At 59.9% G+C, this 12,270-nt stretch carries 6 protein-coding genes, 4 tRNA genes and 3 rRNA genes; 2 read left to right on the plus strand and 11 right to left on the minus strand.

All coding sequences use genetic code 11. The annotated features are described in order from the left end of the window. Nucleotides 1-4 precede the first annotated feature (4 nt). Nucleotides 5-1,600, plus strand: a complete 1,596-nt coding sequence (locus ASF14_RS12710; RefSeq protein ID WP_056435289.1) for a phytoene desaturase family protein — start codon at nt 5-7, stop codon at nt 1,598-1,600. 181 nt (nt 1,601-1,781) lie between these two features. Here ASF14_RS12710 and ASF14_RS12715 read toward each other — a convergent pair whose 3' ends face one another. From ASF14_RS12715 to ASF14_RS12725, 3 genes are read right to left on the minus strand one after another with little or no spacing between them, the layout of a single operon-like run. Further along, nucleotides 1,782-2,726, minus strand: coding sequence for a SphA family protein (locus ASF14_RS12715; RefSeq protein ID WP_236697054.1), 945 nt, complete (start codon nt 2,724-2,726; stop codon nt 1,782-1,784). Nucleotides 2,727-2,773: 47 nt separating this feature from the next. Beyond that, nucleotides 2,774-3,247 carry a flavin reductase family protein gene (locus tag ASF14_RS12720; RefSeq protein ID WP_076715518.1) on the minus strand — a complete coding sequence of 158 codons (474 nt, stop codon included), beginning with the start codon at nt 3,245-3,247 and terminating at the stop codon, nt 2,774-2,776. 1 nt (nt 3,248) lies between these two features. Next, complete coding sequence (locus ASF14_RS12725) at nt 3,249-4,469, minus strand: styrene monooxygenase/indole monooxygenase family protein (protein ID WP_056435510.1); 1,221 nt, start codon at nt 4,467-4,469, stop codon at nt 3,249-3,251. 214 nt (nt 4,470-4,683) lie between these two features. Between ASF14_RS12725 and ASF14_RS12730 the strand changes: the two genes are divergently transcribed. Then, nucleotides 4,684-5,697 (plus strand): AraC family transcriptional regulator, encoded by a 1,014-nt coding sequence (locus tag ASF14_RS12730; RefSeq protein ID WP_056435295.1) that lies wholly within the window; start codon nt 4,684-4,686, stop codon nt 5,695-5,697. A 439-nt stretch (nt 5,698-6,136) separates the two neighbouring features. Here the strand turns inward: ASF14_RS12730 and ASF14_RS12735 are convergent, their stop codons facing one another. The 8 genes from ASF14_RS12735 to ASF14_RS12770 all read right to left on the minus strand — a co-directional run bounded on the left by ASF14_RS12735 (nt 6,137) and on the right by ASF14_RS12770 (nt 12,039). Continuing rightward, entirely contained in the window at nt 6,137-6,409 is a 273-nt protein-coding gene (locus ASF14_RS12735; RefSeq protein ID WP_056435298.1) for an Arm DNA-binding domain-containing protein, read from the minus strand. A 185-nt stretch (nt 6,410-6,594) separates the two neighbouring features. Next, nucleotides 6,595-6,671: transfer RNA gene (locus ASF14_RS12740), tRNA-Met, on the minus strand. A gap of 17 nt (nt 6,672-6,688) precedes the next feature. Further along, nucleotides 6,689-6,765 (minus strand) — tRNA-Met (locus ASF14_RS12745). A 58-nt stretch (nt 6,766-6,823) separates the two neighbouring features. Next, nucleotides 6,824-6,938 (minus strand): 5S ribosomal RNA (rrf, locus tag ASF14_RS12750). Between the two features lie 134 nt (nt 6,939-7,072). Further along, nucleotides 7,073-9,870, minus strand: a 23S ribosomal RNA gene (locus ASF14_RS12755). A gap of 303 nt (nt 9,871-10,173) precedes the next feature. Then, nucleotides 10,174-10,249, minus strand: a tRNA-Ala gene (locus tag ASF14_RS12760). Nucleotides 10,250-10,259: 10 nt separating this feature from the next. Continuing rightward, a tRNA-Ile gene (locus ASF14_RS12765) sits at nt 10,260-10,336 on the minus strand. 214 nt (nt 10,337-10,550) lie between these two features. Continuing rightward, nucleotides 10,551-12,039, minus strand: a 16S ribosomal RNA gene (locus ASF14_RS12770). Together the 16S, 23S and 5S rRNA genes with 4 tRNA genes alongside form the textbook arrangement of a ribosomal RNA operon. Nucleotides 12,040-12,270: the final 231 nt, after the last annotated feature.

The raw sequence follows: 12,270 nt of genomic DNA on the forward strand, positions 1-12,270 counted from the left end.
CCCCATGGCCGCCCCCAATCGAGACGCCGATATCGTCATCATCGGCAGCGGGATCAACGCACTGGTCTGCGGTGCACGCCTCGCGCTGAAGGGCAAGCGCGTCGCGCTGTTCGAGCGGGAGGCGGTGGCGGGCGGCTGTATCCGCACCGAGGAGCTGACGCTCCCCGGTTTTCGCCACGACACGCTGTCGACGCTCTATCCGTTGTTCGTCACCTCGCCGCATTATGCCGAGCTTGGGCCGGAATTGGCGCGGCATGGACTGCGCTTCCGCAATACGCAGACGCCGACCGCCTCGGTGATGGATGATGGCCGCAGCGTGATCTTCCGCACCGACCGCGCCGCCAATATCGCTGCGCTGGACGCCTGCGCGCCCGGCGATGGACAGGCCTATGCCCGCGCCATGGCCGAGGTCGAGGAAATCGCGCCAATGGTCTTCGGGCTGTTGGGAGGCGAACTCTGGTCTTGGCCGACCGCCAAGCTATTGCTCGGTGAGGTGAAGCGGCGTGGCCCCAAGGGGCTGGGTCGGCTGTTCGGCGGCATGTTGCGCGCCTCACGCGACTGGTTGCGCAGCGACTTCGCCTCGCCGCTGTCACAGGCGCTGTTCGCGCCCTGGGTCCTACATGTCGGCCTGTCCCCCGAAAGCAGCGCATCGGCCCTAATGAACCGGCTGGTCCTGATGTCGCTGGAGGCGGCGGGCAGCCCGATGGTCGAGGGCGGCAGTGTCCGGATCGTCGAGGCGTTTGTCCGGCTGATCGAGGAAAAGGGCGGGCGAGTCCACACGAACGCCGATGTTGCCGAAATCCTCGTCGAACGCGGCCGTGCCACCGGCATCCGGCTGGGCGATGGCGAGGTCGTGCGGGCGCGCAAGGCGGTCGTCGCCTCGGTCACGCCGACCCAGCTGTACGAACGGCTGCTTCCCGCCAGCACGACGCCCGAACGCGCGCGCAGCGAGGCCAAGGCCTATCGCTATGGTCGCGGCGAGATGCAGATCCACCTCGCTCTGTCCGAGCCGCCGCAATGGCCCGACCCGACCTTGCGTGACGTGGCGATGCTGCACCTCAGCAACGGCCTGGAAGCGGTATCTCGCGCGGTCAACGAAGCCGAACGTGGCCTGCTGCCCGCCGAGGCGAGCATCGTCGTCGCGCAACCCATCGCCGTCGACCCCAGCCGCGCGCCGGACGGCAAATGGATTTTCTGGATTCAGCTGCAGGAACTGCCCCGCGATGGTGCGATCAAGGGCGATGCCGCCGGGCTGATCCCTACGCCCGAGGACGGTCACTGGACTCCCGAATTGCGCGAGGCCTATGCCGACCGCATCGTCGAGAGGCTGTGCAAGCTGATCCCCAATCTGCGTGAGAGCATCATCGGCCGGCACGTCATCAGCCCGGCCGATCTGGCGGCGCTGAACATCAATCTGGTTGGCGGCGATCCTTATGGCGGCGACTGTTCGCTCGACCAGTTCATGCTCTGGCGGCCCCGCGCGACGCCGGGCAATCACGAAACGCCGATCAAGGGGCTGTACCAGATCGGCGCCTCGACCCATCCCGGCCCCGGCCTGGGTGGCATGTCCGGCTCGATGGTCGCCGACCGGCTGGCCTGAAATTGCTCCTCTGCAAGGGAGGTGGCAGGGCGAAGCCCTGACGGAGGGGGGCCCGCTATCGGGGCGTAACACCCCTCCACCATGCTGCGCACGCTCCCCCTCCCCTTGCAGGGGAGCAATAGAAAAGCCCAAAAAAGGGCGCCCCGCTGGATAAGCGGAGCGCCCAGTGGGCCAGAGCCTGTCAGCGGCCGATCGGAATGATCGCCTTCAACCAGAATTTGTCGCCCTGCGGACGATTTTCGGCGTGGAATTCATGCTGCCAGGTGCCGATCAGCTGCACCTTGCCCGCCTGATAGCTGGCGGTCGGGCCGACGCCGATCACCTGTCCCCTGAAACCGCGCATCCGCTCGATGAACGCCTGCGCGGTCGGGTCGGACACCTGGTCCTTGGTCGTCTGCTTGTAGACATAGCCCGACGCGCCCAGCTTCCACTTGCCGATTTGCTGGCCGACCGCGATATCGGCGTGCAGCTCGTTGCCGCTGCGATAGCTGGCCCCCGTGGGGTTGAAGGGCGTGAACACCGCCTGGTTGTTGCGGGTGTTGATGTCGTACATCACCTTCACGTCGAGCGAGAAGCCCTTCTTGCCATAATAAGCGAGCGCGACGACCGGCTCGAAATTCAGATAGTTGCGGCTGATGTTCGACAGCTTGCGCCGGTCATAGGCACCCAGGGGTAGGTTGATGTCGACGCCCGCGCTGACATGCACGCCGTTCTGGAAATGCCAGCCCAGCAGGATCGGATCGATGGTGATGTCGCCCAGCCCGGTCGTCTCGTCGCCCAGGCCCGCCGCGCCGACCTTCAGCTTCACCACCGGCACGATCGCCTGCATCCCCCAGGTTGCGCCCAGGATCTTCACCGGCGTCATATGCACCATCCGTACGATCGCCGCGTCCGACCGCACGCGAAAATTGGGCAGCAGCCCCGCTTCGCCATCCGGCCCGTTGAAGCGATCCGCCTCATAATGCTGGAGATAGCCGAGCAGATAGGTGCCCGGCGGCGGCATGGCGGCACCCGAAAAGCCCTCCGCGCCGTTGGGATAGACACCGCCGCCCAGTTCCGACGCCAGCGCCGGAGCCGACACCCCCATCGCCAGAGCAGCCGCCATCGTGGCGAAAATTCTCCGCATATACTCCCCCTTTTGTTGTTCGTGATCTGGTGCCGGTGACCGCCGGATCAGGCGGCCATCTCATGCAGCTGGCGATACGCCCCGCCGTAAAAGAGCAGCGGCGGCGTCGCCTCGTCCTCGTGACGATGGTCGACGACCTCGGCGACGAACAGGCAGTGGTCGCCCGCCGGGAACACGTCCTTCACCCGGCACGCCAGATGCGCCATCGCGCCGCGCACCAGCGGGATATCCTCATGCCAGTCGAAATCGATCGGTTGGTCGCCGGGACGACCTGCAAAATGGTTGGACAGTGCCATCTGCTGCTGGGACAGGATATTCAGGCCGTAATGCCCCGCCTCGCGCAGCCGGGCGGCCATCTTGGCCTTGTTGTCGATGCTGATGAGCACCAGCGCGGGATCGAGCGAGACCGAGGTGAAGGAGTTGGCGGTCATGCCGTGCACCCCCTCCCCCGTCGAGCAGGTGACGATCGTGACCCCGGTGGCGAAGCGGCCGAAGGTCCGGCGAAGAGCCATGCGGTCCATGTTATGCAGCCTCCTTGATGAAGTCCTCGGTCAGCGCGGGCGCGGTGATGGTCGGGAAGAAGCCGCGCGGATCGTCGAAATTGTTGGCGAACCAGTGGGCCACGCGCGGCTGGGCCGAGGCGGCACCGAGCAGCTGCACCATGTGCGGGGGCGGTGGCTGCAACATACCGTTGGTCCAGCCGACGACGAACTGCGCATAGTCCCAATAGCGGTCGAAGGTCGCCTGCATCCAGGCGGCATCGAACGGCTTGCCCTCGTTCGCGATGATCGAGTCGAGATAGATGGCCGCGCTCTTGGCGGCGTTGTTCGCCCCCTGCCCCGTGATCGGATCATTGAGGCAGACCGCGTCGCCCAGCCCCAGCGCCTTCGCGCCCGACGGCAGGGTCAGCACCGGCTTGCGCACCGTCGGCGGAAAACGTCCGGTCAGCCAGCCCTGCTGGTCGGTCAGCGTGCAGTTGCGGGCGCGTTCATACTCCTCCGGCACATAACGCTTCAGGATGTGCAGGCTCGTTTCCAGATGCTCCTCGGCCGAGGCGCGCGGGTCCCACAAGTCCATCGGACCGCCGGGCAGCGACTCGAACACCATGATCTCGCACGGGCCGTTCAGCGTCAGCGCAGGGAAGACGAAATACTCGCCCATGCCGGGAATGAGGTTGAAGTTGACCGCGCTATGCTCCGCCCGCGGGGTCATGCCGTTGACATAGGTCAGCGCCAGGCTGCGCATCGGCTTGTCGAAGGGCGATTTGTCGGCATCCCTCTCGAACAATTTGCCGATCTCGCCCTTGCCCGAGGCGACGAGCACCAGATCGCATTCGCGCGCCAACTCCTCTAATTCGGCAATGCCCGCGTCACAGATGCGCAGTTCGCCGCCGCGCTTCTCGAACTCGGCCAGCCAGCGCGGCATCTTCACTCGCTGATCGACCGATTGGGCAGCCGCGTCGAGGCGCGATGCCCAGGACATTTGTGAAGTGCCGTCCTCGCCGACCAGCGAGAAGGCGATGCCTTCCACCGGTGGACAGGCATCGTCCCAGAAGTTGATGCCCAGCTTGCGCTCATGCTCGCGCGCCTGGTCGAACATGCACTGGCTGGAGGTGACACGGCCGCCCGCAATCTGCTCGGCCGTCTGGTTGGACAGCATGATGACTTCATGCCCCCGTTCCAGCAAACCCATGCCCAGTTGCAGCCCCGCCTGACCTGCACCGACGATCCCGATCCGCGTCATCTCTCCGGTCTCCCACATGCCTATATAATGGAGGCAGGATAAGTGGGTGTGCCTCGCCGGGACTATGCAGCGACCGCCGACGCTGTTCGCGGATTGCATATTTTAAGTTTGAAATGTTATGGTCGTTCCCGAGCCGGGCAAACCGGCCGCAGCTTGCAGGCGGACATCACCCATGGCTTAATCCTTGCCTGCAGGCGGGACTGGTGGAGAGTCTATGCTGAACAAGCGCGCAGCCGATCAGGGCCCTGACGCAATAGCGGGAAACCCGCTCGACAAATGTCGGGTGTTCGGATCGTCCGATGTCGACGAGACGCGAGCACAGGTGGCACGTCTTTATTGCGATCATCGGCTGAACCCCGTCTCCCCCAATGCGCGGTTGCAGGCGTGGCAGAATGCCGTGACGCTCAAGCAATCCTGTCTGGCGACGATGGGTTATGGTGCCGAAGTCCAGATCGACCCCGGCAAGTTGAAGAACTTCTACCTGCTGATGCTACCTTATGCCGGGGAGGCAATGGTCGATGCCGGTGGCCGCATGGTCCAGGCGTCATCGACACTGGGCACCCTATTGTCACCCGACGATCTGGTGACGATGCGCTGGTCCCCCGACTGCGCCAAATATATGGTCCGTATCGACCGCGCGGCGCTGGAACAGCATGTAGCATCACTCTTGGGCCATCCGCTGCGCCGCCCGCTGAACTTTCGCCTCGCCATTCCGCGCGAGGGACTGGGGGCGGAGTGGTGGCGGCTGACCGAGTTGCTGGTCGGCCTAGTCGAATGCCAGGATCGAGCGCATCCCCAGAATCTGGCCATCGACCAGCTCGAACAGGCACTGCTGTTCAGCCTGATCGAGGGGCAGGAGCATAATTACAGCGACGCGCTGCGCGACCGCGACCGCTCGATCGCGCCCAAGCATGTCCGGCTGGTCGAACATTATATCGAGGAACATGCCGCCGATCCGATCACGATCGAACAGTTGGTGGCGATCAGCGGCGTCAGCGGGCGGGCGCTGTTCGACGGGTTCAAGCGCTTCCGCAACACCTCGCCGATGGCGCATTTGCGCGCCTGCCGGATGCGCCGGGTGCGCGAGGCGCTGCTGAAGCCGACACCTGACGTCACCGTGTCACGACTCGCGCAGGACTGGGGCTTTCACGAATTAGGACGCTTTGCGGGCCAATATCGCAAGCTCTATGGCGAGACACCTTCCGAGACACTCCGCCGCGCGCGATGATATCGCGGCGATTGGTGGTGTGACAGGATTATTGGATCACGTGCGCCCGACCGTTCGACTTGCTTAGTAAAAGGCATGCGCAGCACGCCATTCCCGATCGGACAATGGCATGATTTCTAGGCATTAAGTCAGTTAGGGTCCAAACCCAATCGGTATCTTGAGGCAATTTGGACTTGCCCCGCTTAATTGGAGAGGCATGTGCTCAGCGTGACGCAGTTGGTTCAAACTGCGCTGGGCTGGTGTAGTCGGGCGCGGAGTGCTGCCTGACGGGTGCGCTTCAGCCGCGCCGTGCGCCGGTGCCCGATGGCAAAGCCCCGTCATTCTACAACTCGCGCGTCATGCACGGGCTGCCATAGCCGAGTGAACAGCCGGGTGGCATGCCCGGCATCAAGCGCGTCAAGGCGGTGGCCATGCCATTTGCGCGCCTCTTCCTCGAAGGTCATCTGTGCCCTGGGCTTGTTGGCGGCACCGGGATCACACCCCTCGCCCAGCACCACTTTACCTTGGCGCGGCGCAGCCGCGCCTCGGCGAGCGAGACCGCCGGATAGGCACCAAAGCTCAGGAGCTTTTCCTTGCCGCCATAGCGGTACTTCATCCGCCACAGCTTGGAGCCGTTGGGGCGGACGAGAAGGTAGAGGCCTTCGCCGTCGGTGAGTTTATAATCTTTTGCCCGCTTGGTGGCGTAGCGGACTTCGAGCTCCTTGAGGGCCATGGGGGCATCTCCTGCCGAGGCCCGGATGATACCCACGAAAATACCCCCAAAGGCAAATCGACGTCCTGGCGTCCCGAGGCGTCGAGTGGGACGCGATGAGAGCCGCTGAACGAGGGCTAACTCACGAAAAAAGGGCACAAAAAACCGCCGCGGGATGATCCGGGCGGTTATGGCATTGGTAAGTATGGTTGCGGGGGCAGGATTTGAACCTGCGGCCTTCAGGTTATGAGCCTGACGAGCTACCGGGCTGCTCCACCCCGCGACGCTGTGGAAGGTGGTTGGTTGCGGGGGCAGGATTTGAACCTGCGGCCTTCAGGTTATGAGCCTGACGAGCTACCGGGCTGCTCCACCCCGCGACGCTGTGGAAGGTGGTGAGACAAGTGAATGGGTTTTTGTGTATTCGCGGGCTGTAATGCCTGGCGACGCCCTACTCTTCCACTGCTTGAGCAGTAGTACCATTGGCGCAGTCGGGTTTCACGGCCGAGTTCGGGATGGGATCGGGTGGGACACCGACGCTATGGCCACCAGGCAATAGAGTCCGCGAATACTGACCCTCGAGGGTTGGCTCGAGGGTGATGGGTATAAAATCGATGCTGTGCACTGGCTTGTATGATGACCGCACCCTGCCATCTAGCCCAGGGCTGATGGTGGGGGTGTGGAGCTCTCAAGCGCGAATAGGACAATTAGTATCGGTTAGCTCCATGCGTTACCGCACTTCCACATCCGATCTATCGAGGTCGTGGTCTTCGACCGTCCTGAGAAATCTTATCTTGAGGGAGGCTTCCCGCTTAGATGCTTTCAGCGGTTATCCCGTCCGTACATAGCTACCCTGCTGCGCCGTTGGCACGACGACAGGTACACCAGAGGTACGTTCAACCCGGTCCTCTCGTACTAGGGTCAACTCCTCTCAAATTTCGACGCCCACGGCAGATAGGGACCAAACTGTCTCGCGACGTTCTGAACCCAGCTCACGTACCACTTTAATTGGCGAACAGCCAAACCCTTGGGACCTGCTCCAGCCCCAGGATGTGATGAGCCGACATCGAGGTGCCAAACAACCCCGTCGATATGAGCTCTTGGGGGTTATCAGCCTGTTATCCCCGGCGTACCTTTTATCCGTTGAGCGATGGCCCTTCCACGAGGGACCACCGGATCACTATGACCGACTTTCGTCTCTGCTCGACTTGTCAGTCTCGCAGTCAGGCTGGCTTATGCCATTGCACTCTAACAGCCGGTTTCCAACCGGCCTGAGCCAACCTTCGCGCGCCTCCGTTACTCTTTAGGAGGCGACCGCCCCAGTCAAACTACCCGCCACAGAGGGTCCCTGTACCGGTTTCACGGTACGAGGTTAGACATTAAACAACAACAGGGTGGTATTTCACCTATGGCTCCACATCGGCTGGCGCCAATGCTTCAAAGCCTCCCACCTATGCTACACAGTTCTTGTCCAATGCCACTCTGAAGCTGCAGTAAAGGTGCACGGGGTCTTTCCGTCTAACCGCGGGTACTCCGCATCTTCACGGAGAATTCAATTTCGCTGAGCATGTCCTGGAGACAGTGGGGAAGTCGTTACGCCATTCGTGCAGGTCGGAACTTACCCGACAAGGAATTTCGCTACCTTAGGACCGTTATAGTTACGGCCGCCGTTTACCTGGGCTTCATTTCAGAGCTTGCACTCCTCCACTTAACCTTCAGGCACCGGGCAGGCGTCAGGCCCTATACGTCGTCTTGAAGCCGACTTAGCAGAGCCCTGTGTTTTTGCTAAACAGTCGCTACCCCCTGGCCTGTGCCCCCCATGAGAGCTTGCGCTTACATGGGGCCTCCTTCTTCCGAAGGTACGGAGGCAATTTGCCGAGTTCCTTCAGGACACTTCTCTCAAGCGCCTTGGTATACTCTACCTGACCACCTGTGTCGGTTTCGGGTACGGTCTATACGGTGGGGCTATTTCCCGGGACAGTTTCGAAGCCTGACCAATCCGATAAGGTCAGACAACACACACCATCCGTCACACACCACCAGGCCCACGAATATTAACGTGGTTCCCATCGACTACCCCCTTCGGGCTCGTCTTAGGGGCCGGCTCACCCTGCGCGGATTAGCCTTGCGCAGGAACCCTTGGTCTTTCGGCGAGAGGGCATCTCACCCTCTTTATCGCTACTCATGTCTGCATTCGCACTTCCGATACCTCCACGACCCATTACCAGATCGCTTCGCAGGCTTACGGAACGCTCCGCTACCGCGTGTACAAAGTACACACCCTAAGCTTCGGTGCGTGTCTTGAGCCCCGTTACATCTTCGCCGCAGAAACCCTTGTTTAGACCAGTGAGCTGTTACGCTTTCTTTAAAGGATGGCTGCTTCTAAGCCAACCTCCTGGTTGTTTTGGGATTTCCACATGCTTTCCCACTTAGACACGACTTGGGGACCTTAGCTGTAGGTCAGGGCTGTTTCCCTTTTGACGACGGACCTTAGCACCCGCCGTCTGTCTCCCGAGTATCACTCATAGGTATTCGGAGTTTGGTTAGTATTGGTAGATCTCGCGACCCCCGCAACCATCCAGTGCTCTACCCCCTATGGTGTCCGCTCGAGGCACTACCTCAATAGTTTTCGCGGAGAACCAGCTATTTCCCGGCTTGATTGGCCTTTCACCCCTAAGCACAACTCATCCGGTAACTTTTCAACGTTAATCGGTTCGGACCTCCAGTGCGTGTTACCGCACCTTCATCCTGGTCATGCATAGATCGCCGGGTTTCGGGTCTAATACTTCAAACTATGTCGCCCTATTCAGACTCGCTTTCGCTGCGCCTACACCTATCGGCTTAAGCTTGCTTGAAACATTAAGTCACAGACCCATTATGCAAGAGGTACGCAGTCACCCCATAAAGAGGCTCCTACTGCTTGTAGGCAATCCGTTTCAGGTACTGTTTCACTCCCCTCATCGGGGTGCTTTTCACCTTTCCCTCACGGTACTAGTTCGCTATCGGTCATGTACGAGTATTTAGGCTTGGAGGGTGGTCCCCCCATGTTCAGACAGGATTACACGTGTCCCGCCCTACTCGAGTCCTGATACATCACTTTCGCATACGGGACTGTCACCCGCTATGGTGCTACTTTCCAGAAGCTTCTGCTAGTTGAATATCAGGCACTGGCCTGGTCCGCGTTCGCTCGCCACTACTAACGGAATCTCGGTTGATGTCTTTTCCTCCAGCTACTGAGATGTTTCAGTTCACCGGGTTCGCTTCTCGAAACCTATGTATTCAGTTAAGAGATACCTGAACCGCCTAACCCCGCTCGCCGTCCTTGTGGGACAACGGTCGAGATTAAACGGATAGGTGGGTTTCCCCATTCGGAAATCGTCGGGTCAAAGGTTGCTCACACCTCACCGACGCTTATCGCAGCGTGCCACGTCCTTCATCGCCTGTACATGCCAAGGCATCCACGAATTGCCCTTACCTCACGCTTGAGAGCCCACACCACCACCATCAACGCTGGGCTTGTCTCACGACAAAGCCGACTCGGCAGAGCAGCATTGGGTAGCTTATCGGTGTGGTCATTAAATACTCAGCCAGATATTGTGAATTGCCAGCCTGTCCGCTTGACTTGGCCTTACGGCCTCGCCTCACTTTCAAAGCCGACACCTTCACGGCATCGATTTTAAAAACCCATTCACAATGTCAAAGATGAGGTGCTTGTAGCACCTCGTATCCGCTTACGCGGAACTGGTGTCTTCATCAAAACTGGATTGTCGTTCGTCGGGCAAAAAGAGTGGTGGAGCCTATCGGGATCGAACCGATGACCTGATGCTTGCAAAGCAACCGCTCTCCCAGCTGAGCTAAGGCCCCGTACACTCAATGGTGGGCCGAGTAGGAGTTGAACCTACGACCTCACGCTTATCAGGCGTGCGCTCTAACCACCTGAGCTACCGGCCCGCACCCGTCGCGCCGTCAGTCGCAGCAAAGCTGCGCCTTATGGCGCGCTTCGCCGCGCTGGCCGAACTGACCGACGTGCAAAACAGCTCACGCTGTTTCGTCTCGTCGGTTCCAGTTTGATGAAGGGACATGAGGACGGCGGATTGGAATGTCTTTGGAATGGGAGGAAGCTCTTTCATGCCAAAGCATGACGCTTTCCGCCGCGTTTCCTTAGAAAGGAGGTGATCCAGCCGCAGGTTCCCCTACGGCTACCTTGTTACGACTTCACCCCAGTCGCTGAACCCACCGTGGTCGCCTGCTTCCCTTACGGGTTGGCGCAACGCCTTCGGGTGAATCCAACTCCCATGGTGTGACGGGCGGTGTGTACAAGGCCTGGGAACGTATTCACCGCGGCATGCTGATCCGCGATTACTAGCGATTCCGCCTTCATGCTCTCGAGTTGCAGAGAACAATCCGAACTGAGACAACTTTTGGGGATTAGCTCGCCCTCGCAGGGTCGCTGCCCACTGTAGTTGCCATTGTAGCACGTGTGTAGCCCAGCGCGTAAGGGCCATGAGGACTTGACGTCATCCCCACCTTCCTCCGGCTTATCACCGGCGGTTCCTTTAGAGTACCCAACTAAATGATGGTAACTAAAGGCGAGGGTTGCGCTCGTTGCGGGACTTAACCCAACATCTCACGACACGAGCTGACGACAGCCATGCAGCACCTGTGTTCCAGTCCCCGAAGGGAAGAAAGGCATCTCTGCCAGTCGTCCGGACATGTCAAACGCTGGTAAGGTTCTGCGCGTTGCTTCGAATTAAACCACATGCTCCACCGCTTGTGCAGGCCCCCGTCAATTCCTTTGAGTTTTAACCTTGCGGCCGTACTCCCCAGGCGGATAACTTAATGCGTTAGCTGCGCCACCCAAGCACCAAGTGCCCGGACAGCTAGTTATCATCGTTTACGGCGTGGACTACCAGGGTATCTAATCCTGTTTGCTCCCCACGCTTTCGCACCTCAGCGTCAATACCAGTCCAGTCAGCCGCCTTCGCCACTGGTGTTCTTCCGAATATCTACGAATTTCACCTCTACACTCGGAATTCCACTGACCTCTCCTGGATTCAAGCGATGCAGTCTCAAAGGCAGTTCTGGAGTTGAGCTCCAGGCTTTCACCTCTGACTTACAAAGCCGCCTACGTGCGCTTTACGCCCAGTAATTCCGAACAACGCTAGCCCCCTCCGTATTACCGCGGCTGCTGGCACGGAGTTAGCCGGGGCTTATTCTCCCGGTACAGTCATTATCTTCCCGGGTAAAAGAGCTTTACAACCCTAGGGCCTTCATCACTCACGCGGCATTGCTGGATCAGGCTTTCGCCCATTGTCCAATATTCCCCACTGCTGCCTCCCGTAGGAGTCTGGGCCGTGTCTCAGTCCCAGTGTGGCTGATCATCCTCTCAGACCAGCTATGGATCGTCGGCTTGGTAGGCCTTTACCCCACCAACTACCTAATCCAACGCGGGCTCATCCTCTGGCGATAAATCTTTGGACTTTCGTCATCATCCGGTATTAGCAGCCGTTTCCAGCTGTTATTCCGAACCAAAGGGCAGATTCCCACGCGTTACGCACCCGTGCGCCACTAAACCCCGAAGGGCCTCGTTCGACTTGCATGTGTTAGGCATGCCGCCAGCGTTCGTTCTGAGCCAGGATCAAACTCTCAAGTTTGATGCTCGATTCCCAACCAGGTGGAATAACCCAGCCGAAAACCGCTCACTTCAAGGAGCCAATTCCTGCACATCACATATTCAAGTGGATATGTAACGAGACATACGAACTGGCTTATTGCTTATTAACGATCCCCGAGCACCTTGAATGCCCAGGACAACCGCCAAGCCGCCGCCCGCATGTCCCTTCATCTAACCTACAATGTCAAAGAGCCCGACAACAAATACCGGC

It is taken from the genome of Sphingomonas sp. Leaf257, assembly GCF_001422185.1.
In the GTDB taxonomy this organism is placed as follows: Bacteria; Pseudomonadota; Alphaproteobacteria; order Sphingomonadales; family Sphingomonadaceae; genus Sphingomonas; species Sphingomonas yabuuchiae.